22 protein-coding genes, 1 tRNA gene and 1 other RNA gene are annotated in these 25,632 nt (G+C 70.3%); 13 read left to right on the top strand and 11 right to left on the bottom strand.

Going from position 1 to position 25,632, the window contains the following annotated elements; translation table 11 throughout:
* Positions 1-141 precede the first annotated feature (141 nt).
* On the top strand, positions 142-612 hold the full coding sequence (locus tag AC3IPY_RS10305) for a peroxiredoxin (protein WP_489184200.1): 471 nt from the start codon (positions 142-144) through the stop codon (positions 610-612).
* 75 nt (positions 613-687) lie between these two features.
* Positions 688-760: transfer RNA gene (locus AC3IPY_RS10300), tRNA-Val, on the top strand.
* Between the two features lie 42 nt (positions 761-802).
* Here the strand turns inward: AC3IPY_RS10300 and AC3IPY_RS10295 are convergent.
* Positions 803-1,711, bottom strand: a complete 909-nt coding sequence (locus tag AC3IPY_RS10295; RefSeq protein ID WP_489184199.1) for an SDR family oxidoreductase — start codon at positions 1,709-1,711, stop codon at positions 803-805.
* A gap of 87 nt (positions 1,712-1,798) precedes the next feature.
* On the opposite strand from AC3IPY_RS10295, the gene AC3IPY_RS10290 reads away from it, so the two are divergent.
* From AC3IPY_RS10290 to rnpB, 4 genes are all read left to right on the top strand, one after another.
* Positions 1,799-2,473, top strand: a complete 675-nt coding sequence (locus tag AC3IPY_RS10290) for a TetR/AcrR family transcriptional regulator (RefSeq protein ID WP_489184198.1) — start codon at positions 1,799-1,801, stop codon at positions 2,471-2,473.
* 86 nt (positions 2,474-2,559) lie between these two features.
* Entirely contained in the window at positions 2,560-3,390 is an 831-nt protein-coding gene (locus tag AC3IPY_RS10285) for a Nif3-like dinuclear metal center hexameric protein (protein WP_489184197.1), read from the top strand.
* A 37-nt stretch (positions 3,391-3,427) separates the two neighbouring features.
* Entirely contained in the window at positions 3,428-4,165 is a 738-nt protein-coding gene (locus AC3IPY_RS10280; protein ID WP_489184196.1) for a zinc ribbon domain-containing protein, read from the top strand.
* 112 nt (positions 4,166-4,277) lie between these two features.
* An RNA gene (rnpB, locus tag AC3IPY_RS10275) (RNase P RNA component class A) lies at positions 4,278-4,653 on the top strand.
* Between the two features lie 36 nt (positions 4,654-4,689).
* Here rnpB and ppgK read toward each other — a convergent pair.
* Together ppgK and map are read right to left on the bottom strand one after the other, a co-directional pair.
* A complete protein-coding gene (gene ppgK / locus AC3IPY_RS10270; RefSeq protein ID WP_489184195.1) occupies positions 4,690-5,445 on the bottom strand; it encodes a polyphosphate--glucose phosphotransferase in 756 nt (251 codons plus the stop codon).
* A gap of 35 nt (positions 5,446-5,480) precedes the next feature.
* Entirely contained in the window at positions 5,481-6,344 is an 864-nt protein-coding gene (gene map / locus AC3IPY_RS10265) for a type I methionyl aminopeptidase (RefSeq protein WP_489184194.1), read from the bottom strand.
* 11 nt (positions 6,345-6,355) lie between these two features.
* On the opposite strand from map, the gene AC3IPY_RS10260 reads away from it, so the two are divergent.
* Positions 6,356-6,541, top strand: coding sequence for an SPOR domain-containing protein (locus AC3IPY_RS10260; protein ID WP_489184193.1), 186 nt, complete (start codon positions 6,356-6,358; stop codon positions 6,539-6,541).
* Between the two features lie 16 nt (positions 6,542-6,557).
* On the opposite strand, the gene panB is transcribed toward AC3IPY_RS10260, so the two are convergent.
* The gene (gene panB / locus AC3IPY_RS10255; protein ID WP_489184192.1) at positions 6,558-7,472 is read right to left on the bottom strand and encodes a 3-methyl-2-oxobutanoate hydroxymethyltransferase; all 915 of its coding nucleotides are present in this window, start codon (positions 7,470-7,472) and stop codon (positions 6,558-6,560) included.
* 86 nt (positions 7,473-7,558) lie between these two features.
* On the opposite strand from panB, the gene glnA (AC3IPY_RS10250) reads away from it, so the two are divergent.
* Positions 7,559-8,896: a type I glutamate--ammonia ligase gene (gene glnA, locus AC3IPY_RS10250; protein ID WP_489184191.1), complete on the top strand. Its 1,338-nt coding sequence runs from the start codon at positions 7,559-7,561 to the stop codon at positions 8,894-8,896.
* Positions 8,897-8,906: 10 nt separating this feature from the next.
* The gene (locus tag AC3IPY_RS10245) at positions 8,907-11,924 is read left to right on the top strand and encodes a bifunctional [glutamine synthetase] adenylyltransferase/[glutamine synthetase]-adenylyl-L-tyrosine phosphorylase (RefSeq protein ID WP_489184190.1); all 3,018 of its coding nucleotides are present in this window, start codon (positions 8,907-8,909) and stop codon (positions 11,922-11,924) included.
* A 162-nt stretch (positions 11,925-12,086) separates the two neighbouring features.
* Here the strand turns inward: AC3IPY_RS10245 and glnA (AC3IPY_RS10240) are convergent, their stop codons facing one another.
* The gene (glnA, locus tag AC3IPY_RS10240) at positions 12,087-13,511 is read right to left on the bottom strand and encodes a type I glutamate--ammonia ligase (RefSeq protein ID WP_489184189.1); all 1,425 of its coding nucleotides are present in this window, start codon (positions 13,509-13,511) and stop codon (positions 12,087-12,089) included.
* A gap of 147 nt (positions 13,512-13,658) precedes the next feature.
* On the opposite strand from glnA (AC3IPY_RS10240), the gene AC3IPY_RS10235 reads away from it, so the two are divergent.
* A complete protein-coding gene (locus tag AC3IPY_RS10235; RefSeq protein WP_489184188.1) occupies positions 13,659-14,093 on the top strand; it encodes an RDD family protein in 435 nt (144 codons plus the stop codon).
* 160 nt (positions 14,094-14,253) lie between these two features.
* Here the strand turns inward: AC3IPY_RS10235 and AC3IPY_RS10230 are convergent, their stop codons facing one another.
* The 3 genes from AC3IPY_RS10230 to lipB form a co-directional block, all read right to left on the bottom strand.
* Positions 14,254-14,967: a DUF4191 domain-containing protein gene (locus AC3IPY_RS10230; protein WP_489184187.1), complete on the bottom strand. Its 714-nt coding sequence runs from the start codon at positions 14,965-14,967 to the stop codon at positions 14,254-14,256.
* A 73-nt stretch (positions 14,968-15,040) separates the two neighbouring features.
* Complete coding sequence (gene lipA / locus AC3IPY_RS10225; RefSeq protein ID WP_489184186.1) at positions 15,041-16,030, bottom strand: lipoyl synthase; 990 nt, start codon at positions 16,028-16,030, stop codon at positions 15,041-15,043.
* Positions 16,027-16,668, bottom strand: coding sequence for a lipoyl(octanoyl) transferase LipB (lipB, locus tag AC3IPY_RS10220; protein ID WP_489184185.1), 642 nt, complete (start codon positions 16,666-16,668; stop codon positions 16,027-16,029). The genes lipA and lipB overlap by 4 nt, the downstream gene beginning before the upstream one ends.
* 164 nt (positions 16,669-16,832) lie before the next feature.
* Between lipB and AC3IPY_RS10215 the strand changes: the two genes are divergently transcribed.
* The gene (locus AC3IPY_RS10215; protein ID WP_489184184.1) at positions 16,833-18,482 is read left to right on the top strand and encodes a serine/threonine-protein kinase; all 1,650 of its coding nucleotides are present in this window, start codon (positions 16,833-16,835) and stop codon (positions 18,480-18,482) included.
* Here the strand turns inward: AC3IPY_RS10215 and sucB are convergent.
* The 3 genes from sucB to AC3IPY_RS10200 form a co-directional block, all read right to left on the bottom strand.
* Positions 18,479-19,933 carry a 2-oxoglutarate dehydrogenase, E2 component, dihydrolipoamide succinyltransferase gene (sucB, locus tag AC3IPY_RS10210; protein ID WP_489184183.1) on the bottom strand — a complete coding sequence of 485 codons (1,455 nt, stop codon included), beginning with the start codon at positions 19,931-19,933 and terminating at the stop codon, positions 18,479-18,481. The genes AC3IPY_RS10215 and sucB overlap by 4 nt on opposite strands.
* Positions 19,934-20,000: 67 nt before the next feature.
* A complete protein-coding gene (gene lpdA / locus AC3IPY_RS10205) occupies positions 20,001-21,374 on the bottom strand; it encodes a dihydrolipoyl dehydrogenase (protein WP_489184182.1) in 1,374 nt (457 codons plus the stop codon).
* A gap of 98 nt (positions 21,375-21,472) precedes the next feature.
* Positions 21,473-22,951, bottom strand: a complete 1,479-nt coding sequence (locus AC3IPY_RS10200; protein ID WP_489184181.1) for a leucyl aminopeptidase — start codon at positions 22,949-22,951, stop codon at positions 21,473-21,475.
* Between the two features lie 87 nt (positions 22,952-23,038).
* Between AC3IPY_RS10200 and AC3IPY_RS10195 the strand changes: the two genes are divergently transcribed.
* Complete coding sequence (locus tag AC3IPY_RS10195; RefSeq protein ID WP_489184180.1) at positions 23,039-23,965, top strand: proteasome assembly chaperone family protein; 927 nt, start codon at positions 23,039-23,041, stop codon at positions 23,963-23,965.
* Between the two features lie 368 nt (positions 23,966-24,333).
* A complete protein-coding gene (locus tag AC3IPY_RS10190) occupies positions 24,334-25,626 on the top strand; it encodes an RNA polymerase sigma factor (protein ID WP_489184179.1) in 1,293 nt (430 codons plus the stop codon).
* Positions 25,627-25,632 lie beyond the last annotated feature (6 nt).

Genomic DNA, 25,632 nt, shown 5'->3' with positions numbered 1-25,632 from the left:
CACGTCGAGGCGGACCGCCTCGCGGTCGCATGGCACCACGCCATCCTAGTGATTCTACGACCGTATCGCGGGGGATAGGCTGGCGCCGCACACCCGCGGCGCACGCCCCGCGGCCGCCGATCCGAACCGGGATGCGACACCATGACGATTCTTCCCCAGGGCACGCCCGCCCCTCCCTTCAGCCTGCAGGACCAGCACGGGGGCACGGTCTCGCTCGACGCCTTCCGCGGCGTGTCGCCCGTGGTGCTCGTCTTCTTCCCGCTCGCCTTCTCGCGCACGTGCCAGGGCGAACTCTGCGCGCTCCGCGACGACCTCGGCCTCTTCGAGGAGCGCGGCGTGCAGTTGCTCGGCGTCTCGGTCGATTCGAAGTTCGCCCTGCGCGCGTGGGCCGAGGAGCAGGGGTACGCCTTCCCGCTGCTCGCGGACTTCTGGCCGCACGGCGAGGTCGCCCGGGCCTACGGCGCGTTCCTCGAGGAGCGCGGGCACGCGGCGCGAGCCACCTTCGTCATCGACGCCGCCGGCCTGATCCGGGCGAGCTTCGCCACGGCGCCCGGCGAGCCGCGCAGCATCGAGCAGTACCGCGAGGCTCTCGCGACGCTCGGCTCGAACTGATGTCATCGGCCGGTTGCGGCCGCGTCGCGGCATCCGCGGCTCGCGATAGCATGGCGGATGCGTCGCTCGCGCGACGGGCCTTTAGCTCAGTTGGTAGAGCGCCACGTTTACACCGTGGATGTCGTCGGTTCGAGCCCGGCAGGGCCCACCGAAGGCCGTCGCGGTTCCCGTGGCCTGTGTGGGCCGTACCTCAGCCGGGCCGCCGAGTGCCCGTGAGCTCCTCGGCGGCGGCCCACAGCCGGCTCGCCACGTCGAGGTCGCGTGCCGTGCGCGGGAAGCGCGTGAGCTTGGTCGGCCCGACGAGTCCGAGCGCCCCGCCGGGGCCGTAGTACGCGCCTTGGCGCGCGTCGGGGTCCGTGGCCGCGAAGAGCAGCGGCTCGGCGCCCGTCTCGACGGTCTGCGAGGGCAGGATGGTGCGCTGGATCGGCGGCAGTTCCTCGGTGCGATCGAGGTTGCGCCCGGCGGTCTGCAGGTTCGTGCGGGTGTAGCCCGGGTGCGCGATCGCCGACAGCAACCCCCAACCGCGGGCGTCGGATGCCGCGGCGAGATGCCGGCCCATGAACATGTCTGCGAGCTTCGACTGCGCGTACGCCTGCTGCGGGCGATAGCGGCGCGCCGACTGCAGGTCGTCGAAGCGGATGCGGCCCCAGTTCGCGGTGCCGCTCGACATGGTGGCCACGCGCGGCGAGGGCGCCTCGAGCAGCTTCGGCAGCAGCAGGTTCGTCAGCGCGAACGGCCCGAGGAAGTTCGTGCCGAACTGCAGTTCGAACCCGTCGGCGGTCTCGAGTCGCCGCGGCGGCACCATGACGCCGGCGTTGTTGACGAGCACGTGCAGGGGCTTGTCGTCGGCGAGGATGCCGTCGCCGAAGGCGCGCACGCTCGCGAGGTCGGCGAGGTCGAGGGGGCGCACCTCGAGGAGGGCGTCGGGGTGCGAACGCAGGATCTCGTCGCGCGCCGCCTCGCCCTTCGCGGGGGAGCGAACGGCCATGACGACCTCAGCGCCCGAGCCGGCGAGTCGCTTCGCGGCTTCGCGACCGGTGCCGCTGTTCGCGCCCGTGACGACGAATCGCCGTCCGGTCTGGTCGGGGACGTTGTACATGGGAGGCCCTTCGGGGATAATAGAACCGGTGGTCTGTTGTTCTCCGAACATAACAGACCGCCGGTCTATTACGCAAGAAGGGATTCCGTGACGACTCAGCCGACCTTCGCCAGGGCGAGGAGCGAGCAGCAGCGAGCCGAGCGACGGGCCGCGATCCTCGACACCGCGGCATCGCTGCTGGCCACATCCCGCGTCGCGGAGCTCAGCCTCAACGAGCTCGCGCGACGAGTGGGGCTCGCGAAGTCCAACGTGCTGCGCTACTTCGAGTCGCGCGAGGCCGTGCTGCTCGAGCTGCTCGGACGCGAGTACGACGATTGGCTCGTCGCGATCGAGGCCGGACTCGCCGACGACGCCGAGCCCGATGCCGTCGAACGCGTCGCGGGCGTCGTCGCCGGCACGGCCGCCGCACGGCCGCTGCTCTGCGAACTGCTCTCCAACGCGGCGAACGTGCTCGAGCACAACGTGTCGGCCGACGTCGCGGCCGAGTACAAGCGCGGTGCGCTCCGGCGCGCGGTCCGCCTCGGCACACTCCTCACCGAGGGCCTCGTGACCGCCGACGACGGCAGCCGGGCGTACCTCGCCGGAGCGGTCAACACCGCGGTCGGCGGCACCTGGGCCGCATGCCGCCCGTCGGTGGGCATGCTCGCCGCCTACGAGAAGTACCCCGACCTCGCGGCGTTCCGCATCGAGGTCGAACCGATGCTGCGCGAGTACGTCGCCGTGCTGCTCACGGGCTTCCGCGCGCGCGCCGCGCAGGCGTGATCGCGCGGCATCCGAACCGCAGCGCCTCGTCCACGCTCGCCGCCCGTACCCGCTCGCCGGCGGCGGCACGGCGGTAGGCTTGGCCCGTGCCCGCCGACCTCGCCGATGTCCTCACCACGATCGAGCGACTCTGGCCGGTCGCCGGCGCCGAGCAATGGGATTCGGTGGGCCTCGTCACCGGAGCTCCGGATGCCACGGTGCAGCGCGTGCTCCTCACGGTCGACGCCGTCGGCGAGACCGTCGACGAAGCCCTCGAGTGGGGCGCCGATCTCGTGATCGCGCACCATCCGCTGCTGCTGCGCGGCGTCACCACGATCGCCGAAGACCGCTACAAGGGCTCGCTCATCGCCAGGCTCATCCGCGGCGACTGCGCCCTCGTCGCCGCGCACACCAACGCCGACGTGGTCGAGCGCGGCACCTCCGCGGTGCTCGCCGAGCGCCTCGGTCTCATCGAGTCCGCACCCATCGTGCCGGGCAACGGTCCGGGCGCCGATCTCGGCCACGGGCTGGGCCGAGTCGGTCGGCTGGTCGAGCCGACGACGCTGGGCCGCCTCGCGCGCCGACTCGCCGAACTCCTTCCCCCGACCGCCACCGGCGTCCGCGTCGCGGGCGGATTCGACGATGTCGTCGAGACGGTCGCCGTCTGCGGGGGAGCGGGCGATTCCCTGCTCGGCGACCCCGCCGTGCGTGCCGCCGACGTCTACATCACCGCCGACCTGCGCCACCATCCGGCGTCGGAGTCCCGCGAGCAGTCCAAGCTCGGCGGCGGGCCCGCCCTCATCGACGTCTCGCACTGGGCGAGCGAGTGGCTCTGGCTCGACGCGGCCGCCGCCCAACTCGCCGAGGCGCACCCCGAACTCGAGATCCGGGTCAGCGAACTGCGCACCGACCCCTGGGACTTCCAGGTCGTGCAATGATGACCATTCCCACCGCGAATCCCACAAGGAGCACCACGTGAAGGCAAGCCCGGCCGACCAGCAGCAACTTCTGCGCCTCCAGGCGGTCGACACCCGCCTGCAGCAGATCGCGCATCGGCTCGGCAGCCTGCCGCAGACGGCTCCGATCGCCGAACTCGCCACGCGCGACACCGCCGTGCGCTCGCGTCGCGCCGAGGCGCTCGGCACCTTCGAAGACGCCCGCACCGAGCTCAAGCGCATCGAGTCCGACGTCGAGGTCGTCGAGGCCCGCATCGCGCGCGACGGCGAGCGGCTGCAGCACACCTCCTCCACGAAGGACGTCGCGGCGCTGGAGTCCGAGCTCGTCTCGCTCAAGAAGCGGCTCTCCGACCTCGAAGACCAAGAGCTCGTGGTCATGGAACGCGTCGAGGAGGCCGAGCGCGCGGTCGCGGCCATCGACGCCGAGCGGGCTGTCATCGCCGAGGAGACCGCGACGCTCGAGGCCGCCCGCGACGAGGCATCCGCCGGCTTCGTGGTCGAGCGCGACGGTGCCGAGCGCGACCGCGCCGTCGTGGCCGGCGAGATCCCGGCCGAGCTCCTCGCCCTCTACGAGCAGCGCCGCGCCCGAGGTGCCGGCGTCGGCGCCGCGCTGCTGCGCCAGCGCACCTGCGGCGGCTGCACGATCACGCTCACGGGGTCCGACCTCGACCAGGTGCGCCGCGCCGCGCCCGACGAGGTGCTGCTCTGCCCCGAATGCGACCGCATCCTCGTGCGCACCGAGGAATCCGGCATCTGACCGGAAATCCGAGCTGCGGCGTCGGGATGCCGAACCCCGGCGCCGAGGCCCGGCCTCGTCGCACCCCGACGCCGGGTTCGGTCAGCTTCGCCCTGTAGGCTGCATCCGTGAGCGGGTCGGCAAGACGACCGCGTCATCCGAGCGATCGGATGCCGAGGAACGTCCGGGCTCCGCAGGGCAGGACGGTGGGTAACGCCCACCCGGGGCAACCCGCGAGACAGTGCCACAGAAAGCAGACCGCCCCGAGCGTCAGTTCGGGGTAAGGGTGAAACGGTGGGGTAAGAGCCCACCAGCGGCCGCGGTGACGCGGCCGGCTCGGTAAACCTCGTCCGGAGCAAGGTCAGACAGGGAACGATGGGGCTGCCCGTCCCGTTCCCGGGTAGGCCGCTGGAGGGGCACGGCAACGTGTCTCCGAGAGAGATGGTCGTCCAGCCGGTGTCGCGCAAGCGCCCGGTGAACAGAACCCGGCGTATCAGCCGGCCCGCTCACATCCACGCCCGTGCGGGGCGCGCGCCTCGCCGCGACTACCCGATGGCGAGCGCCGCCGCGCCGATGATGCCCGCGTTGTTGCGGTGCACGGCGGGCACGATCGGCGTCTTCAGGTCGAGCAGCGGCAGGAAGTGCTCCTGGTGCTTGGAGACGCCGCCGCCGACGATGAAGAGGTCGGGCGAGAAGATGAATTCGACATGGGCGTAGTAGCGCTGCAGGCGCTTCGCCCACTGCTCCCAGCTGAGGTCTTCGCGCTCCATCGCCGAGTACGCGGCGCGGTGCTCCGCATCGTCGTCGTCGAGCTCGAGGTGACCGAGCTCGGTGTTCGGGATGAGCACGCCGTCGTAGAGGAACGCCGACCCGATGCCCGTGCCGAGCGTCGTGAGGATCACGAGTCCGTCGACGTCGGCCGCCGCGCCGAAACGCAGTTCGGCGACGCCGGCGGCATCCGCGTCGTTGATGAAGTGGATGTCGCGGCCGAGCGCCTGCTCGAAGCGCTCTTCGGCGGCGAGGCCGATCCACTTGTCGGAGACGTTCGCGGCCGAGAGCGTTCGCCCGCGCTTCACGATCGCCGGGAAGCACACGCCGAGCGCGAGCCCGTCGATGTCGCCGTCGGCCCCGATCGTCTCGAGGAGCTCGGTCGTCGCCTCGATGATGCCGTCGGGTTCACCGCCTTCGGGGGTGCGCACCTTGCGGCGTTCGCTGACGAGCGCGCCGGTCTCGAGATCGACGATCGCCCCCTTGATGCCCGTTCCGCCGATGTCGATGCCGATCGCGTGCTTGGTCGCCATGCCGACACACTATCGCGGCCGCTTCGACGGGCCGTTCAGGGGAGCGTCAGGATCTCCGCGCCGCGCTCGGTGACGACGAGCGTGTGCTCGAACTGCGCCGTGAGCGAGCGGTCGCGTGTGACGACGGTCCAGTCGTCGGCCCACACGTCCCATTCGACCCCGCCGATCGTGAGCATCGGCTCGATCGTGAAGATCATGCCCGGCTCGATGACCGTGTCGAACTGCGGGGCGTCGTAGTGGGGAATGACGAGGCCGGTGTGGAACGCGCGCCCGACGCCGTGTCCGGTGTAGTCGCGCACGACGCCGTAGCCGAAGCGCTTCGCGTACGCCTCGATCGCCCGGCCGATCACGTTGACCTGCCGGCCGGGGGCGACCGCGCGGATGCCTCGTGTGAGCGCTTCCCGGGTGCGTTCGACGAGGAGCGACGCCTGTTCGCTCGCCTCGCCGACGAGGAAGGTGTGGTTGAGGTCGCCGTGGTAGCCGTCGAGGTACGCCGTCACGTCGAGGTTCACGAGATCGCCGTCTTCGAGCACCGTGTCGTCGGGGATGCCGTGGCAGATGACCTCGTTGACCGAGGTGCACGAGGACTTCGGGTACCCGCGGTAGCCGAGGGTCGACGGGTACGCCCCGTGGCCCACGACGTAGTCGTGCACGATGCGGTCCAACTCGTCGGTCGTCACGCCGGGCCGGATCGCGGATGCCGCGGCCTCGATCGCCTGCGCGGCGATGCGACCGGCGGCGCGCACGCGTTCGACCTCGTCGGGGGTGTACCGGTCGCCGGCGGTGTTCGGCGCGGGCGCCGTGCGACCGACGTACTCGGGACGGGGGATGGAGGCGGGAACCCGGCGCATCGGCGACAGGCGTCCGGGGATCAGGTGGCCAGCGGCGTCCTTCGGCATAGGATCAGCCTATGTCCGAGGATATCGAGCACCGGTTCTGGTACAACCTCAAGACGGGCGCCGTCGAGCAGGGCTTCCAATCGCCCTCCGTCGATCGCGTCGGCCCGTTCGATACGCGCGAAGAGGCGGCGCGAGCCCTCGAGATCCTTCGCGCCAACAGCGCGAAGTGGTCGGAGGAAGAGGCCGCAGAAGACTGAGCTTCGCGGCATCCGGTCACTCGTAGCTGTGCTCGGGCCCCGGATACTGGCCGTTCGCGACGTCTTCGCGCCACTCGACGGCCGCCTTGCCGAGGATGCCCGCGAGGTCGGCGTACTGCTTGACGAACTTCGGCACGCGCCCGGTCGTGAGCCCGGCCCAGTCGGTCCAGACGAGCAGCTGCCCGTCGGTGTCGGGGCCCGCGCCGACGCTGATGGTCGGGATGTCGAGTCGCTCGGTCACCTGCCGCGCGGCGTCGGAGGGCACCATCTCGAGCACCACCGCGAAGGCGCCCGCGTCCTGCACGGCCTCGGCGTCGGCGAGCAACTGCTGCACGCCCTCGCCACGCCCCTGGATGATGTGCCCGCCGAGGCCGTGCTCGCTCTGCGGCGTGTACCCGATGTGGGCCATGACCGGGATGCCGGCCTGCACGACGCGGCGGATCTGCTCGGCGCTGCGCACGCCGCCCTCGAGCTTGACGGCGTGGGCGCCGGTCTCCTTCATGAAGCGGATCGCGGTGTGCAGCGCCTCTTCGCCACCGACCTCGTAGGAGCCGAACGGCATGTCGGCCACGACGAACGCGCGCTTGACCGCTCCGGCGACGGCCCTCGTGAGCGGGATGAGCTCGTCGACCGTGACCGGCAGCGTGGTCTCGTAGCCGAACACGTTGTTGCCCGAGGAGTCGCCGACGAGGAGGAAGTCGACGCCGGCCTCGTCGAAGATGCGGGCCGTCAGCTGGTCGTAGCTCGTGAGACCCGTGATCTTGATGCCGTCGCGCTTCGCATTCTGGAAGTGGCGCGTTCGCACCCGCCTCGGGCCGCCGGATGCCGCGGCACCGCCATACGGCGTCGTCTCGACGCCCGACTCGCCTGCGGGTGACGAGGCACCGGTCGACGTTGCGGCGGCGGATGAGGTCTCGGGCTGGTCGGACATGTCGCAAGTCTTCCACACGCGCAGGATGAAGCGGCGGCCGGGGACACGTGGAACCGCTACCCTGAGAGATGCGAGAGAGGGTGTGGATGGATAAGCAGCGCGACTTCGTACTTCGCACGATCGAGGAGCGGGGGGTCAAGTTCGTCAGGCTGTGGTTCACCGACGTCGTCGGCACCCTGAAGTCGGTGGCGATCGCCCCGGCCGAGGTCGAGGGAGCCTTCACCGAGGGCATCGGCTTCGACGGCTCCGCCATCGAGGGGCTCAGCCGCACGTACGAGTCCGACCTGCTGGCCTATCCCGATCCGACGACCTTCCAGACGCTGCCGTGGCGTGGTGACATCGATCCCACCGGGCGCATGTTCTGCGACATCACGACGCCCGACGGCGAGCCGGCGGTCGCCGACCCCCGCAACGTGCTGAAGCGCACGCTCGCGCGCGCCGCCGACAAGGGCTTCACGTTCTACACGCACCCCGAGATCGAGTTCTACCTGCTCAAGTCGTCGAAGTTCGGGCCCGAGGGGCCCCAGCCGGTGGATTCCGCGGGCTACTTCGACAACGTGCCGGGCGGCACGGCGCACGACTTCCGGCGCCGCTCCGTGCGCATGCTCGAAGACCTCGGCATCTCGGTCGAGTTCAGCCACCACGAAGCCGGCCCCGGGCAGAACGAGATCGACCTGCGGTACGCCGACGCACTCACCACGGCCGACAACATCATGACCTTCCGCACGGTCATCAAAGAGGTCGCGATCGAGCAGGGCGTCTACGCGACGTTCATGCCGAAGCCCTTCTCGCAGTTCCCCGGCAGCGGCATGCACACCCACCTCTCCCTCTTCGAGGGCGACGCGAACGCGTTCTACGAGGCCGGGTCGCAGTACCAGCTCTCGAAGATCGGCCGCCACTTCATCGCCGGACTGCTGCGGCATGCGCACGAGATCTCCGCCGTCACGAACCAGTTCGTGAACTCCTACAAGCGACTCTGGGGCGGCGACGAGGCGCCGAGCTTTGTCTGCTGGGGGCACAACAACCGCTCCGCGCTCGTTCGGGTGCCGCTCTACAAGCCCAACAAGGGCCAGAGCGCGCGCGTCGAGTACCGCGCCATCGATTCGGCCGCGAACCCCTACCTGGCGTTCTCGCTGCTCCTCGCCGCGGGGATGAAGGGCATCGAAGAGGGCTACGAACTGCCCGCCGAGGCCGAAGACGACGTCTGGGCCCTCACCGACAGCGAGCGGCGCGCGCTCGGGTACAGCCCGCTCCCGGCGAGCCTCGACCACGCGATCGAGTACATGGAGAGCTCCGAGCTCGTCGCCGAGACGCTCGGCGAGCAGGTGTACAACTACGTACTGGCGAACAAGCGGGCCGAATGGCGCGACTACCGCACGCAGGTGACGCCGTTCGAGCTGCAGCGCAACCTCGAGATCCTCTGACCCGCACCGGATGTCACGCCAGGCACCGACGCTCGCACGGCTCGCGCGAGCCGGGTTCGACGAGCTGTCGGCGTCCTCGGCGCGCCTCGGCACCCTCGCCGAGGCGGCCTCGCTCGACGAGGAGCACCTGCTCGCCGCGTTCGCGAACGCCGCCGATCCAGACGAAGCGCTGATCGCGACCGAACGGCTCCACGCCCGCGCGCCGCAGGAGGTCACCTCGGTGCTCGAGCAGGCCGCCTCGGCCGAGCGCTTCGCCCGACTCGTCGGAGCCTCCCGTGGGTTCGCGGACTTCCTGCTGCGGCATCCGACAGAGCTCGCGCTCCTGCACGAGGTGCCGGCCCCGCCGTTCACCGTGGTCGAGGCGCGCGAGCTGCTTCTCGACGCGGTCACGAGCGCATGGGCGGCACCGGGGTCCTCGCTCGAGTCGGCGTCGGCCGCGCTGCGCATCCGGTATCGGAGCCTGCTCGCCCGCATCGCGGTGTACGACCTGACCCGCATCGACGCCGTCGACGCGGTCGAGACGGTCGCGGCGGGCCTCGCCGACCTCGCGGGTGCGACGCTCGACGCCGCACTGAAGCTCGCCCGGCTCGCGAGTTCGCGGGCCGACGGTGCTCCAGCCGCACCCGGCCAGTATCCGGCGGCCGAGGTCGAGGCGACGAGGCTGGCGATCATCGGCATGGGCAAGGCCGGCGCCAGGGAGCTCAACTACGTGAGCGACGTCGACGTGATCTACGTGGGGGAGTCCGCCGATGACTCCGTCGTGTCCGATGCCCGTGCGCTCGAGATCGCGACGCGCCTCGCGATGGTCCTCATGCGCGTCATCATGGAGCCCGGCATCGAGCCGCTGCTCTGGGAGGTCGATCCGAACCTTCGTCCCGAAGGCAAAGACGGCGCCCTCGTGCGCACGCTCGACTCGCATCTGCAGTACTACGACCGGTGGGCCAAGAGCTGGGAGTTCCAGGCCCTGCTGAAGGCACGCCCGCTCGCCGGTGACGCAGAACTCGGTGCCCGGTATGCGGCGGGCGTGGGCCCCAAGGTCTGGACCAGTTCGAGCCGCGACGGGTTCGTCGAGTCCGTGCAGCGCATGCGCGAACGCGTGACCGACTTCATCCCGGCCGACGAGGTCGCGTACCAGGTGAAGCTCGGGCCGGGCGGCCTGCGCGACATCGAGTTCACCGTGCAGCTGCTGCAGCTCGTGCACGGGGCGAGCGACGACGCGATCCACCAGAAGGGCACGCTGCCGGCGCTCGAGTCCCTCGCCGACAACGGATACGTCGGGCGTGAAGAGGCGGCCGAGTTCTCGCGTGACTACCGCCTGCTGCGCGTGCTCGAGCACCGACTGCAGCTCGAACGGCTGCGACGAACCCACCTCATGCCGCGCGACGCGGCCGGCATGCGACGCATCGCTCGTGCCTCGGGGCTCGCGCCCGACGCCGAACGTCTCGGCGAGATCTGGCAGAGCGTGCGACAGCGCGTGCGGGGCCTGCACGAGCGACTGTTCTACCGGCCGCTGCTGTCGGCGGTCGCCGCCCTGCCGGCGTCCGGGCTCGAGCTCACGAGTGCGCAGGCCGAGGCGCGCCTGGCCGCCATCGGGTTCCGCGACCCGCGCGGAGCGCTCGCGCATATCGCCGCACTCACGGCGGGTGTCTCGCGCCGGGCGCAGATCCAGCGCAACCTCATGCCCGTGCTCATCTCGTGGTTCGCAGACGGCACCGATCCCGACTTCGGCCTGCTCTCCTTCCGCCGGCTGAGCGACACCCTCGGCACGACCCACTGGTATCTCCGGTTGTTGCGCGACAGTTCCGATGCCGCGCTGAACCTCACGAGGGTCCTCTCGGGCTCCCGGTACGCGGCCGCGCTGCTCGAGCACAGCCCCGAGGCGGTGGCCTGGCTCGAAGACCTCGCCGAGCTGCGCCCGCGCACGATCGACGCCCTCGAGGCCGAGGGCCGCGCCGTCATGGCGCGCCACGGCGACGCCGAGGCCGCGGCCAAGATCTTCCGCGCCATCCGTCGCCGCGAGGTGCTGCGCCTCGCCATGGCCGCGATCCTCGATGTCGTCACGGTCGAAGACCTCGGCCGGGCGCTCAGCGACGTGACCGAGAACCACATCGCGGCCATGCTCGCGGCGATCCGGCGGTCGACACCCGACGGCATCGAGTTCGCGGTCATCGGCATGGGCCGATTCGGCGGGCGCGAGCTCGGCATCAGCAGCGACGCCGACATCATCTACGTCTATCGGCCAGCGGATGCCGCACCCGACGCCGCCCATTCGCAGGCGCTGCGCATCGTCGCCGAGCTCGTGCGCCTGACTGAAGATGCCCGGCTCCCGTTCGAACTCGATGCCGATCTGCGCCCCGAGGGTCGCAACGGGGTCGTCGTGCGATCCCTCGACGCCTACCGCGCCTACTACGCCCGCTGGTCGCTCACCTGGGAGGCGCAGGCGCTCCTGCGGGCGCGCGGCGTCGCCGGCGATCGCGCGCTCATCGAGGACTTCACGGCCCTCGCCGACACGGTTCGGTATCCCGCGCAGATCTCCGATCGCGACATCCGCGAGGTCAAGCGCATCAAGGCGCGCGTCGAGAACGAGCGGCTCCCGCAGGGGGCCGACCCCACTCGACACCTGAAGCTCGGGCGCGGGTCGCTGAGCGACGTCGAATGGTACGTGCAGCTCATCCAGCTCGAGCACGGCGCCGAGGTGCCCGCGCTCCGCACGACGTCGACGCTCGACGCCCTCGCGGCGAGCGTCGAGCACGGGCTCGTCGCCGAGGCCGATGCCGAGACGCTGCGCACCGCGTGGATCCTGGCGTCCCGTGCTCGCTCCTCGCTCACGCTCTGGCTCCAGCGCACCACCGACGTGCTGCCGGTCGAGCGCACGCAGCTCGAAGGCGTCGCACGCATCATGGGGTACCTGCCGGGCTCGGCGACCCAGCTCGAACACGACTACCTGGCGGTCACGCGTCGAGCCCGCGCCGTCTTCGAGCGTGGCTTCTACGGAGAAGAGGAGCGGCGCGAGCCGTCGACGCACTGAGTCGGCATCGCATCCGCTGCTCCTGATCCTCGCATCGATCGATGCTGCCGGCGCGCTGCGTCGCAGCCGATCCGCACTCCGACTCGTGCTGCCGCTCACGCGGGAAGGGCCCGCGCCGCCGAAGCGGTGCGGGCCCTTCCGGGAATGCAGGGGGTGTTCGGCTCAGACGCCGTAGTACAGCTCGAACTCGAACGGGTGCGGGCGCTGGGCCAGGGGCTTCAGCTCCTTCTCGCGCTTGTAGTCGATCCAGGTCTCGATGAGCTCCTTGGTGAACACGTTGCCCTCGAGGAGGAAGTCGTGGTCGGCCTCGAGCGCGTCGAGCGCCTCGCCGAGCGAGCCGGGAACCTGGGGGATCGACTTTGCCTCCTCGGGCGGGAGCTCGTAGAGGTCCTTGTCGACGGGCTCGTGCGGCTCGATGCGGTTCTTGATGCCGTCGAGGCCCGCCATGAGCTGCGCGGCGAACGCGAGGTACGGGTTGCCCGAGGCATCCGGCGCACGGAACTCGATGCGCTTGGCCTTGGGGTTGGTGCCCGTGATCGGGATGCGGATCGACGCCGAACGGTTGCCCGCCGAGTAGACGAGGTTGACGGGGGCCTCGAAGCCGGGAACGAGGCGGTGGTACGAGTTCACCGTCGGGTTCGTGAAGGCGAGCACGGCCGGGGCGTGCTTGAGGAGACCGCCGATGTACCAGCGGGCGAGGTCCGAGAGACCGCCGTAGCCGGCCTCGTCGTAGAACAGCGGGGTGCCGTCGTTCCACAGCGACTGGTGCGTGTGCATGCCCGAACCGTTGTCGCCGAAGAGCGGCTTCGGCATGAACGTGGCGGACTTGCCCCACTGCTCGGCCGTGTTCTTGACGATGTACTTGAACTTCAGGATGTCGTCGGCCGCGTGCACCATGGTGTCGAAGCGGTAGTTGATCTCCTGCTGGCCGCCCGTGCCGACCTCGTGGTGCGAGCGCTCGAGCGTGAAGCCGGCCTCGATCAGGTTGAGCGTGATGTCGTCGCGCAGGTCGGCCGTCTTGTCGACCGGGGCGACCGGGAAGTAGCCGCCCTTGTACGGTGTCTTGTTCGCGAGGTTGCCGCCCTCTTCGGTGCGGCCCGAGTTCCAGGCGCCCTCGTCGGAGTCGACCGAGTAGAAGCTCGAGTGCTGGTTGACCTCGTAGCGCACGTCGTCGAAGATGTAGAACTCGGCCTCGGGGGCGAAGAACGCGGTGTCGGCGATGCCGGTGGAGGCGAGGTACTTCTCGGCCTTCTTGGCGACCTGGCGCGGGTCCTTCGAGTAGATCTCGCCGTTGCGCGGGTTGTAGATGTCGAAGACCATGACGAGCGTGCGCGCCGTGCGGAACTGGTCGACGTAGGCGGTCGTCACATCGGGGATGAGCTGCATGTCGGACTCGTGGATGTTCGCGAACCCACGGATCGAGGAGCCGTCGAACAGCTGCCCGACCGTGAAGAACTCCTCGTCGACGGTCGACGCCGGGATGTTGAAGTGCTGCTGCACGCCCGGGAGGTCGGTGAAGCGGATGTCGAGGAACTTGACATCCGTCTCCTTGATGAACTTGAGGACTTCAGAGGAATCACTGAACATGGGTTGGAATCTCCAAGGGGGCGAGTTGAACCGGCGAGGCCGGACGGACGTGCACAGCCACTGTCGACCGTACAGAGGGAGGGTTTCTCTACCGTGACGCGTTTGTTTCCGGCATGTTACGCAGGGAGCCGCCGGTAGAATCCATGGATGCCTGACTCTACACCGACGACGTTCGGCCGACTCGAACCCAGCCGGTGGCCAGGGCAGCGGCTCGGACTCCCCGACGAAGGGCGCGGGTCGGTCGCCCGCATCGGTCGCCGCTTCCTCGCGATCGCCATCGACTGGGCGGCGGCCATCGTCATCGCCCTCGCGTTCGCCCCGTACAGTTCCGCGCTGCACTCCTGGCTCACGCTCGGCATCTTCGTGCTGATGCAGGTCGTCTTCATCCCGACCATCGGCGGCAGCGTCGGCCACCGCCTCGCCGGCCTGCGCGTCGTGCCGATCGCCGGCGGATGGGTCGGGCTCTGGCGGCCCATCGTGCGCACCCTGCTCCTGGCGATCGTCGTGCCCGTGCTCGTCTGGGACTCCGACCAGCGCGGGTTCCACGACAAGGTCGCCGGAACGGTGCTCATCAGGGCCTGACCGGCCTCGGTTCCGATCGGCGCGCCGCTTGACGGACCGCGCGCCGGCACCGGGGTCGCCCGGACACCGCGCCGAGTAGCGCCGACCTCCGCGACATCCGACGACGAAGCGGCATCCGACCTGGATCGGATGCCGCTTCTCGTGGTGCGTGGAGCCGGACTCAGCGCATCTTGCCGCGCTGGGGGCGCGCCTTCATCGGGTCGATGCCCTTCGGGATCGGCAGCGGATTCTGCAGCGAGTTGAGGCGGTTCGAGACCGCGAGGACCTCGGGCTTGGTGAGCGTGCGCTTGATCTTGCGCAGCGTCGCCGGCAGACGATGCAGCTCGATGGAGTCCTTGTCGGCGCCGACCGAGATGAGGGTGACCGGCACGTTCGGGAGGATGCGCGCGACCTTGCGCTTCTCGTCGTCGAGCATGCGCTGGGTGCGCGAGACGGGGCCCTCGCTGATGAGGGCGACGCCGCCGCGCCCGACGGATCGGTAGATGGCGTCCTGCGTCTTGCCGTTGACGGCGACCGGCATCTCGTTGCCGATCCATCCGCCGCGCAGGCCGCTGCGGAGCACCGCGCCGACCGCGCCGGGCTGGCCCTCGATCTGCGAGTACGCGGCGCGCTCGGCGCGCCGTCCGAGCACGATCATGGCGAGCAGCAGGCCCGCGAGCACGCCCGCGACGATCCAGAGGGCGATGGTGAAGCCGTTGCCCTCGCTGAGCCACAGCGCCAGGCCGAGGCCGACGATCACGGGTGCGAGGAACACCAGCAGCATGAACCACTGTGCCGTCGGGTCGTAGCGACGGGTCATCTGGAAGACCTGCCACATCTGCTTCAGACGGCCGGGTTCCTTCGGAGCAGACGACGAGTCCTTGGTGCGTGCCATGCTGACAAGGATACCGGCGCGCGGCGCCGCCTCCGACCGTGTTCTCGACGGGCGAAGGCGGCGGGCGGATGCCTCAGCCGACCGCCTGCGCGAAGCCCAGCGTCGCGTCGGCGAGATGCGCCAATTGCGGCGGCAGTTCGCGTCCCTTCGCGTGCATCGACTGCGCCCAGAGACGGCCCGCGCGGTACGAGGATCGCACGAGCGGACCGGCGAGCACGCCGAGGAAGCCGATCTGCTCGGCCTCCTCCTTGAACGCGACGAACTCCTCGGGCCTGACCCAGCGATCGACCGGCAAGTGACGCGGGCTCGGCCGCAGGTACTGCGTGACGGTGATGATGTCGGTGCCCGCGTCGTGAAGGTCGTGCAGGGCCCGGGTGACCTCGGCCGGTTCTTCGCCCATGCCGAGGATCAGGTTCGACTTCGTGATGAGGCCGGCCGCACGGGCCTGCGTGATCACGTCGAGCGAGCGCTCGTACCGGAACGCTGGCCGGATGCGCTTGAAGATGCGCGGCACGGTCTCGACGTTGTGGGCGAACACCTCGGGGCGGGCCGAGAACACCTCGCCGAGCAGTTCGGGCTCGCCGTTGAAGTCGGGCACGAGGATCTCGACACCGGTGCCGGGGGACTGCTCGTGGATCTGCCGGATCGTCTCGGCGTAGAGCCACGCGCCGCCGTCGGGAAGGTCGTCGCGCGCGACGCCCGTGACGGTCGAGTAGCGCAGTTGCATGCGCACGACCGACTCCGCGACGCGACGCGGCTCGTCGACGTCGTAGTCGGCCGGCTTGCCGGTGTCGATCTGGCAGAAGTCGCAGCGCCTCGTGCACTGCGAACCGCCGATGAGGAAGGTCGCCTCGCGATCCTCCCAGCACTCGTAGATGTTCGGACAGCCGGCCTCCTGGCACACGGTGTGCAGGTCTTCGCTCTTCACGAGGCTCTGGAGCTGTCGGTACTCGGGGCCCATCTTGGCCCGGGTCTTGATCCACTCGGGCTTGCGTTCGATCGGTGTCTGGGCATTGCGGACTTCGAGGCGCAGCATCCGGCGCCCCTCGGGTACCGCGCTCACGCGGCGACCACGCCCTCGAACTCGGCGCGGAACTGCGCGGTCACGGCGTCGACCACGTGGCCGGGGGTCGTCTCGATGCCGGACTCCCGCGAGATCGTGGTGACGCCGGCATCGCGGATGCCGCAGGCGACGATCTTCTCGTACGGCTCGAGCGCGTTCGAGCAGTTCAGGGCGAACCCGTGCATCGTGACGCCGTCGGCGACGCGGATGCCGATCGCGGCGATCTTGTTCTCGAGGCCGGTTGGGCCGACCCAGACGCCCGAGCGGCCGTCGACGCGACGGCCCTCGACGCCGAGCCCGCTGAGCACGTCGATGAGGATGCCCTCGAGGCGGCGCACGTAGGCGACGACGTCGACGGGTTCGGCAAGCCGGATGATCGGGTAGCCGACGAGCTGCCCCGGACCGTGCCAGGTGATCTTGCCGCCCCGATCGACGTCGATGACCGGGGTTCCGTCGGTGGGCCGCTCGTCGGGCGCAGTGCGCTTTCCGGCGGTGTAGACGGAGGGGTGCTCCAGGAGGAGGACGGTGTCAGGGCGTTCGCCGCTGACGACCGCGCGATGGACGGCGCGCTGAAGGTCGAGACCCTCGATGTACGGCACGGAGTTGGCGCTTAGCCCCGCGACGACGAAGTCGAGCATGCCGTCCAGTCTAGACAGCGGATGCCGCGTCGCGACGCTCCCCGGTCGGTGCGTGTGTCCGACTCGTCCTCGACAGGGGCGATCCCGCTCGCGTCGTGCGGCAAGCCCCGGAGCCGGTCGCCGGGGGGTGCGCCGCACGGGACGATGTGCGGATGAAGCGACGTATGCGACGACGGACCCACTCCGAGCTCGACGCGACTCCGCAACCGTCGGGCACGGGCACGGGCACGGGCACAGGCATCGCGGGCTATCGCGTGGTGCGTCGCATCGCCTCGGGCCGGCGCGCCGACGTCCTCCTCGCCGTGGCGGCGCGCGGCGAGTCGTCCGTTTCCGTGCCCGGCGGCGCCGCTGCCGGTGAGTCGGCGCCCCTCGTCGTCCTGCGGGTCTATCGCGACGAGGTCGACGACCACGGCATCGCGACCGAACTCGAGGTCATGGAGCGCGCGCCGGCCGGGTCACCGCCCATGCTGATCGACGTGGCGACCGCCTCCGACGGAGCGCGGGTCCTCGTCGTCGAACGCATCGCGGGCACGACGGTCGGCCAATTGCTCATCGATCGCGCGCTCGATCCCGGGGAGGCCGTCACGCTCATCGCGCCGATCGCCGACGCGGTCGCGCGATCGGCCGAGCAGGGCTTCGTGCACCTGCGCCTCTCGCCGTCCGACGTCCGCCTCGACGACACGGGCAGGCCACGTCTGCTCGGCCTCGGCGGCGTGCAACGCCTGCCCCAGGACGGCGCGCAGCGGACCGCGCTCCGTCGTGAGGGCCTCTGCGCACTGGTCGACTACGTCGAAGCCGTCGTCGGGGCGGTCCGGCCCGGTGGCGTCTTCGACGAGGTGCGCGTGCTGATGGCACGCGCCCTCGAACAACGCCCGTTGGTGCCGTTCGAACGCGAGATCGAACGGGCGTTGTTCGCCGCGGCCGCACCGACGGCGATCAGCGGGGCGGCCTCGGCGCACGTCTCGCGGGTGCCGGCACGACTGATCTCACCGCAGCCGGTCGCCGACGCGAGCATCGATCAGCCCGTGGGCCTTCGCGAAGCTCGACCCGTCCGACGGGCGGGGGTCCCATCGGTGGCGACCGGTCTGCTGGAGGTCGCCGAGGTGCCGGAGCCGATCGTCGAACGACTCGTGGACTCGATCGAGGGTGATCGGCTCACGGCACTGCGCCTCGCCGTTCGACGCTGGACGGCCGGGCGAAAGCGGCAGATCGCCGTGGCCGCCCTCGTCGGAGGCGCCGCGCTCGTGGTCCTGTTGACCGCGGTCCCGCCTGCGTCGGCGGGCGCCGGTGGTGGCGACGACGGGGCGGTCTCGTCCCAGTCGTCGAGCAGCACGCCCGCAGAGTCCGAGCAGTCGGCGGCCTCGATCGACGCCGACGGCGCGGCATCGTCCGATTCGGCGACGGCCGACGGCGCGGCATCGTCCGATTCGGCGACGGCCGACGAGTCGGCGACCGATCCCGCTGCGACCGGGATGGCGGGCGAGGGTGCGCTCTCCGCCTCGACCGAGCCGGATGCCGCCGCCACGGAGCTCATCCGTCGACGGGCGGCGTGCTTCTCGGCGCTGGACCTGGACTGTCTGCGTCCGATCGTGCAGCCCGGCTCGCCCATCGAGGAGTCGGACTGGAACCTGATGCTCGCCGCCCGCGACGGCGGCCCTGGTGCGCTCGCGCTGGACGCTGATCGCGTCGAGGTCGTCGCCGAGATGGGTGCCGCCGTGCTGGTGCGAGTGCCGGTCGACGGCGAAACGGAACCGGCCTCGCTCCTCATCGTGAGGAGCGAGGCCGGTTGGCGCCTTCGAGAGGTCTTCGACTAGATGCCGAGGTCCGCCTCGAATTCGCCCGACTCGAGGCGGTCCTTGACGGCCGTCAGGAAGCGGGCGGCGTCGGCGCCGTCGATGATGCGGTGGTCGTACGACAGGGCGAGGTAGACCATCGAGCGAACCGCGATCGCCTCGGAGCCGTCGGTGGTCACGACGACCGGACGCTTCACGACGATGCCGGTGCCGAGGATCGCCGACTGCGGCAGGAAGACCACCGGCGTGTCGAAGAGCGCACCACGCGAACCCGTGTTCGTCAGCGTGAACGTGCCGCCCGAGAGCTCGTCGGGCTTCAGCTGGTTGTTGCGCGTGCGGTCTGCGAGGTCGGCGATCTGGGCCGCGAGGCCGGCGATGTCGAGTTCGCCCGCGTTGCGGATGACCGGCGTGAGCAGGCCACGCTCGGTGTCGACCGCGATGCTCACGTTCTCCTGGGCCGGGTAGACGATGGTGTCGCCGTCGACCGTGGAGTTGATGATCGGGTACGCGCGGAGCGCCTCGGCCGTCGCCAGCGCGAAGAACGGCAGGAAGCTCAGCTTGTTGCCGGTCTTCTCGAGGAACGCGCCCTTCACCTTGTCGCGCAGACGGGCGACCTTGGTGACGTCGACCTCGACCACCGAGGTGAGCTGGGCGGTCGACTGCATGGACACGACGGCACGCTCGGCGACGACCTTGCGCAGGCGCGTCATGGGAACGGTCGTGCCGCGCAGGGGCGAGGTCTCGAGCGGCGTGCGCGCCGGGGCGGCCGCAGCCGCGGGTGCGGACTGGGCCGAGATGACATCCTGCTTGCGGATTCGACCGCCGACGCCGGTGCCCGTGACGCTGGCGAGGTCGACGCCCTGGTCGTTGGCGAGCTTGCGGACGATCGGGGTCACGTAGCCGGGAGCGCCGGCGTGCGAGCCGGTGGCCGCGGGTGCGGCGGGAGCAGCCGGCGCCGCGGCGGGAGCCGGGGCCGTGGGGGCTGCAGGAGCCTCGGCGACGGGTGCCGGAGCGGCCGGCGCTGCAGGAGCCTCGGCTGCAGGTGCCGGTGCGGCCGGCGCTGCGGGTGCCTCTGCGACGGGCGCGGGAGCCGCGGGTGCCTCGGCTGCGGGTGCCGGAGCGGCCGGGGCCGCGGGTGCCTCCGCGACCGGGGCGGGTGCAGCGGGTGCCTCCGCGACGGGCGCAGCTGCGGCCGGAGCCTCGGCTGCGGGAGCCGCCTCGGCCGGCGCGGCCGAACCGTCGCCGATCGTCACGAGTGCAGTGCCGACCTCGACGGTCTCGTCCTCCTGGACGAGGATCGCCTCGATGACACCCGCCACGGGCGACGGGATCTCGGTGTCGACCTTGTCGGTCGAGACCTCGAGCAGCGGCTCGTCGACCTCGACACGGTCGCCCACGTTCTTCAGCCAGCGGGTGACCGTGCCCTCTGTGACACTCTCACCGAGTGCCGGGAGGCTGACGGATTCGCTCATGCGCTTGTCTCCTTCACAGCGTTGGGACGCTTTCTAGCTTATTGCAGTCGTATGGGGGATGAATGGATCAGAGCGCGTGCAGCGGCTTGCCGGCGAGCTTGAGGAACGCCTCGCCGAGCGCCTCGTTCTGCGTCGGGTGCGCGTGGATGAACGGCGCGATGTCTTCGGGGTAGGCCTCCCAGTTCACCGCGAGCTGCGCCTCGCCGATGAGCTCGCCGACGCGCCCGCCGATCATGTGCACGCCGATGACGGGGCCGTCGTTGACCCGGACGACCTTGATCGAGCCGCTGGTCTCGAGGATGTGGCTCTTGCCGTTGCCCGCGAGGTTGTACTCGTAGGAGGAGACCTGGTCGGCGCCGAACTTCTCGGCCGCCTTCGCCTCGGTGTAGCCGATCGAGGCGATCTCGGGCTCGCAGTAGGTGATCTTCGGGATGTTCACGTCTTCGACGACGATCGGGTTCAGGCCCGCGATCTCTTCTGCGACGAAGATGCCCTGCTGGAAGCCGCGGTGCGCGAGCTGCAGGCCCGGGACGATATCGCCGACGGCGTAGAGTCCGGGGACGCCGGTCGAGAGGCGCTCGTCGGTGATGACGAAGCCGCGGTCGATAGTGACACCCGCCTCCTCGTAGCCGAGACCCTGGGTGACCGGGCCACGGCCGACGGCGACGAGCAGGAGCTCGGCCTCGATGGTCTCGCCGTTCTCGAGCGTGACGACCACGCCGTTCTCGTGCTGGGTGACCGACTGGAAGCGCACGCCGATCTTGTAGTCGATGCCCCGCTTGCGGAAGGCGCGCTCGAGCTGCTTCGAGATCGACTCCTCCTCGTTCGGAACGAGGTGGGGGAGCGCCTCGATGACGGTGACCTCGGAGCCGAACGACTTCCAGACGCTCGCGAACTCGACGCCGATGACGCCGCCGCCGAGGATGGCGACCTTGCCGGGCACGAAGTCGAGTTCGAGGGCCTGCTCGCTCGTGATGACGCGGCCGCCGATCTCGAGGCCGGGCAGCGAGCGCGAGTAGGAGCCGGTGGCGAGGATGACGTTCTTGCCCACGATGCGCTGGTCGCCCACCTGCACGGCGTTGGGGGCGACGAGACGACCCTCGCCCTCGATGACGGTGATGCCGCGGGCCTTGATGAGGCCCTGGAGGCCCTTGTACTTGCTCGAGATGATGCCCTCGCGGTACGCGGTGACCGCGGGGACGTCGATGCCCTCGAAGGTCGCGCGCACGCCGAACTTGGCGGAGTCGCGGGCGTTCTCGGCGATCTCGGCGGCGTGGAGCAGTGCCTTGGTCGGGATGCAGCCGCGGTGCAGACATGTGCCGCCGAGCTTGTCCTTCTCGACGAGGCCGACGGTGAAGCCGAGCTGGACGGCCCGCAGCGCTGCTGCATAGCCTCCGCTGCCGCCACCGAGGATGACAATGTCAAAGTTCTGCTCGGACAACCGGAATCTCCCTTGCGCAACTGTTCTGCAGCACGAACCGCCTCGGGTGGGTCACCGTGAGCGGAGTGATGGGCGAAGAACTCGCCCCTAAGACCCTACTACTCTGCGGCGAGGTCCTCGCTCAGGCCGATCAGCGTGCGCACGGCCATCGCGGTGCCCCCGGTGCCGGTGAATCCCCACGGGGCGCTGCTGTTGTATCCGGGCCCCGCGATGTCCAGGTGAGCCCACGCGATGCGGTCGTCGGAGTCGGGGCGTGTGCCGACGAACTCGCGCAGGAACACGCCGGCCACGAGCATGCCGGGGATCGTCGTGCCGAGCTTCGCGTTCGTGAGGTCGGCGACGTCGGACTTGAGGTAGGTCTTCAGGTCGCCGGGGAGCGGCATCGGCCAGAACGCCTCGTCCGCGGCATCCGCGGCCCTTCTGACGCGTTCGACGAGTGCGTCCTCGCCCATGAGTCCGCCGATGCGGTGTCCGAGCGCGACGACCTGCGCGCCCGTGAGCGTTGCGACGTCGACGATCGCGTCGGGCTGCTCCTCGCTCGCGGCGACGAGCCCGTCGGCCAGCACGAGCCGGCCCTCGGCGTCGGTGTTGATGACCTCGACGGTCTTGCCGCCGCGCATGCGCAGCACGTCGTTCGGGCGCATCGCGGTGCCGGAGGGCATGTTCTCGGCGAGGCAGAGCCATCCGGTGACGCGGATCGGCACTTCGAGCGCCGCGAGCGCGAGCATCGCGGAGAGCACGGTCGCGGCCCCGGCCATGTCCGACTTCATGCCGACCATCGAGCCCGCGGGCTTCAGCGACAGTCCGCCGGTGTCGAACGTGATGCCCTTGCCGACGAGTGCGAGGTGCGTGCTCGCCGATTCGGGCGCGTACTCAAGGCGCACGAGCCGGGGCCCGCGCACCGATCCCTGACCCACGCCGAGGATGCCGCCGAACCCGTCGGACTCGAGCGCCTCCTCGTCCCAGACCGTCGAGGTGACGCCGACGGCATCGGCCGCGTTCACGGCGATCTCGGCGAATCGCGCGGGGGAGAGGTCGCCGGGAGGGGTGTTCACGAGATCCTTCGTTCGGCGAACGGCATCCGCGACCGCACGCACGCGGTCGAGCCGCACGGCCGCCGCCGATTCCGGTGCGCCGGCGTGCAGGGTGATGCGCGACACCGCCGGCTTGGGGTCGGAGCGGTAGGCGGTGAACGCGTACGCGCCGAGGGCGGCGCCCTCGAGCATCGCCTCAGCCGCGTCTGCGTGGGCCTCGGGGACCGCGATCGCCACGTGGGCCGTACCGGCGAGACGCCGCAGGGCGCTGCCGAGCGCGAGGCGCATGGCCGCGGCATCCGCTCGTGAACCGAGTCCTGCGACGGCGATGACGGCCGGCCCGTCGACCTGCGAGGGGAGCCGCACGAGCTCGTCGGCCGCCCCCGTCGCGCCGAGCGGGGCGAGCAGCGGCGCCACCCAGTCGTAGCCGGCGACCTCGAGGAGGACCGGGCCGTCGTCGCCGGTCGTCGCGGTGAGGACGAGGACGTCGGCATCGGAGGCTGCGGGCGGCTGATCGCTGAGGTGGAGTTCGGGGGAGCTCATGCAGCGAATGCTACGTGTTCGCTCTGAGCATCTGGTGGTTGCGGCGTTCGCGGCGAAGGGTGCGACCGCGCTCAGTAGGCTGGAAGCATGCGCGATCCACGTTCCCTGTACGAGTTGAGCTCCGAGGTCGAGGTGCCTCGGGGGCTGCCGCTCGTCGCCGGGCTGACCGGCTTCGCCGATGCCGGTGCCGCGGTCGCGCAGACCACCGACTACTTGCTCGCCACGCTCGAGAACGTGGTCGTCGCGACCTTCGACGCCGACGAGCTGCTCGACTACCGCGCACGGCGCCCGATCATCCTCTTCGAAGAGGACCACATCACCGAGTACCGCCCGCCGCGCCTGATGCTCTCGCTCGCGCGCGACGAGATCGGCCAGCAGTTCCTGCTCCTCACGGGGTACGAGCCCGACTTCCAGTGGGAGCGCTTCAGCGCGGCCGTGCTGCAGCTCATCGACCGGCTCGGCGTCTCCTCGACCACGTGGATCAACGCCATCCCGATGCCGGTTCCGCACACGCGCCCGGTCAGCATGACCGTGAGCGGCAATCGCGGCGAGCTCGTCGAGGCCATGTCGGTGTGGCGTCCGACCACCGAGGCGCCGGCGAACGCGCTGCACCTGGTCGAGGTCCGCCTGCAGGAGTCGGGCCGGCCCGTCACCGGCTTCGTGCTGCTCATCCCGCACTACCTGAGCGACACCGAGTACCCGGCCGCGGCCGTGGCGTCCCTCGAGGCCGTGAGCAAGGCCACCGGCCGCATCTTCCCGACCGACAGCCTCCGCGACCAGAACCGGGACTTCGTCGCCCGCATCGACGAGCAGGTTGCGGGCAACGGCGAGCTCGCCAAGCTCGTGGGCACGCTCGAGCAGCGCCACGACACCTATATGGAGGAGACGACGCTCCGCTCACCGCTCACCGACGATGAGGGCGATGTCCCCTCCGCCGATGAGATCGCGGCCGAGCTCGAGAAGTTCCTCGCGGTGCGCCGTAGGCACGACGACGAGTCGCCGCTCGGCAGCTGAGCGAGCGCACCGGGCGAGTCGCTCGGGCGGGCGCGTCGGCCGCACGAGGCCGGCCGGCACGGCAGGGCGAGCGGATGCCGCGTGCACGACGATGCCGGCACCGGGAATGTCTGCACGGGAACGGTCGTTGCATCAGACAGGTCGGTGAGCGCGTGCGGGTCGGGCACGGGCGACGCGCTGCCGGGCGTGTACGGCAGCGATGCGCTGCGCCTGTATAATGGGGGAAGGACCCGTTCTGGTCCGCGGGCACGATTTCGTGCGAGCACGTCGCGGACTTGACATGGGTCCTCATAGTGTCCGAAAACGTTCGGGCCACCACGATCCGCACTCCCGAGGGGTGCGCCGTGCGATGTAGGAGAGGTTCACCAATGGCAACGACGAAGGCTGCGACGCCCGCGAAGGCCGAGGCGGAGACGCCCGCCGGTCGCGCGACGGCCGCGAAGTCGACCACCAAGGCGGCCGCGACGAAGGCCGCCGCGAAGACCACCACGGCGAGCAAGACGCCGCGCAAGACCACCGCCAAGGCGACGACGAAGCCCCGCGGAGCCGCGAAGGCCGGCGACGATGAAGACGAGGCCGAAGAGGTCGAGGTCGATGCGGTCGTCGACGAGACCGATGCCGCGGCATCCGACGGCGACGATGACGAGAAGCCCGTCGCGGTCGAGCCGCACCCCACCGGGGCGCTCGTGCTCCGCGCGGTCGACGACGAAGACGACGTCCCGGTCTACTCGAGCGCCATCACCGGTGCCACGGCCGACCCGGTCAAGGACTACCTGAAGCAGATCGGAAAGGTCGCGCTGCTGAACGCGGCCGAAGAGGTCGAGCTCGCGATGCGCATCGAGGCGGGCCTGTTCGCCGAAGAGAAGCTCTCGCACATGACCGACGCCGAGAAGCGCTCGCAGCTCGGCCGTGAGCTGCAGTGGGTCGCGAAAGACGGCCAGCGTGCCAAGAGCCACCTGCTCGGCGCGAACCTGCGTCTCGTGGTCTCGCTCGCCAAGCGCTACACCGGTCGCGGCATGCAGTTCCTCGACCTCATCCAAGAGGGCAACCTGGGCCTCATCCGTGCGGTCGAGAAGTTCGACTACACCAAGGGCTTCAAGTTCTCGACCTATGCGACGTGGTGGATCCGCCAGGCGATCACCCGCGCCATGGCCGACCAGGCCCGCACCATCCGCATCCCGGTGCACATGGTCGAGGTCATCAACAAGCTCGCCCGCGTGCAGCGCCAGATGCTCCAAGACCTCGGTCGCGAGCCCACGCCCGAAGAGCTGAGCCGCGAGCTCGACATGACCCCCGAGAAGGTCATCGAGGTGCAGAAGTACGGCCGCGAGCCCATCTCGCTGCACACCCCGCTCGGCGAAGACGGCGACAGCGAGTTCGGCGACCTGATCGAAGACACCGAAGCGGTCGTGCCGGCCGACGCGGTGGGCTTCACGATGCTGCAGAAGCAGCTCGAGTCGCTGCTCGACTCGCTGAGCGAGCGCGAGGCGGGCGTCATCCGCATGCGCTTCGGCCTCGGCGACGGCATGCCGAAGACCCTCGACCAGATCGGCGACACGTTCGGCGTCACGCGCGAGCGCATCCGCCAGATCGAGTCGAAGACCATGGCGAAGCTGCGCCACCCGTCGCGGTCGCAGTCGCTGCGCGACTACCTCGAGTAGGCCGGC

Source organism: Agromyces sp. GL_144 (genome assembly GCF_057834305.1).
Note: the sequence above shows the minus strand (reverse complement) of the source record. Positions and strands in the feature narration are given on the sequence as shown.

Coding starts and splice junctions, on each gene's coding strand:
- AC3IPY_RS10245 (WP_489184190.1), top strand. CDS start 8,907: ATGTCACGCCAGGCACCGACGCTCGCACGGCTCGCGCGAGCCGGGTTC.
- map (WP_489184194.1), bottom strand. CDS start 6,344: ATGCCGAAGGACGCCGCTGGCCACCTGATCCCCGGACGCCTGTCGCCG.
- glnA (WP_489184189.1), bottom strand. CDS start 13,511: ATGTTCAGTGATTCCTCTGAAGTCCTCAAGTTCATCAAGGAGACGGAT.
- AC3IPY_RS10305 (WP_489184200.1), top strand. CDS start 142: ATGACGATTCTTCCCCAGGGCACGCCCGCCCCTCCCTTCAGCCTGCAG.
- AC3IPY_RS10260 (WP_489184193.1), top strand. CDS start 6,356: ATGTCCGAGGATATCGAGCACCGGTTCTGGTACAACCTCAAGACGGGC.
- panB (WP_489184192.1), bottom strand. CDS start 7,472: ATGTCCGACCAGCCCGAGACCTCATCCGCCGCCGCAACGTCGACCGGT.
- AC3IPY_RS10195 (WP_489184180.1), top strand. CDS start 23,039: ATGCGCGATCCACGTTCCCTGTACGAGTTGAGCTCCGAGGTCGAGGTG.
- AC3IPY_RS10215 (WP_489184184.1), top strand. CDS start 16,833: ATGCGACGACGGACCCACTCCGAGCTCGACGCGACTCCGCAACCGTCG.
- AC3IPY_RS10230 (WP_489184187.1), bottom strand. CDS start 14,967: ATGGCACGCACCAAGGACTCGTCGTCTGCTCCGAAGGAACCCGGCCGT.
- ppgK (WP_489184195.1), bottom strand. CDS start 5,445: ATGGCGACCAAGCACGCGATCGGCATCGACATCGGCGGAACGGGCATC.
- AC3IPY_RS10200 (WP_489184181.1), bottom strand. CDS start 22,951: ATGAGCTCCCCCGAACTCCACCTCAGCGATCAGCCGCCCGCAGCCTCC.
- AC3IPY_RS10295 (WP_489184199.1), bottom strand. CDS start 1,711: ATGTACAACGTCCCCGACCAGACCGGACGGCGATTCGTCGTCACGGGC.
- glnA (WP_489184191.1), top strand. CDS start 7,559: ATGGATAAGCAGCGCGACTTCGTACTTCGCACGATCGAGGAGCGGGGG.
- AC3IPY_RS10190 (WP_489184179.1), top strand. CDS start 24,334: ATGGCAACGACGAAGGCTGCGACGCCCGCGAAGGCCGAGGCGGAGACG.
- lipB (WP_489184185.1), bottom strand. CDS start 16,668: ATGCTCGACTTCGTCGTCGCGGGGCTAAGCGCCAACTCCGTGCCGTAC.
- AC3IPY_RS10235 (WP_489184188.1), top strand. CDS start 13,659: ATGCCTGACTCTACACCGACGACGTTCGGCCGACTCGAACCCAGCCGG.
- sucB (WP_489184183.1), bottom strand. CDS start 19,933: ATGAGCGAATCCGTCAGCCTCCCGGCACTCGGTGAGAGTGTCACAGAG.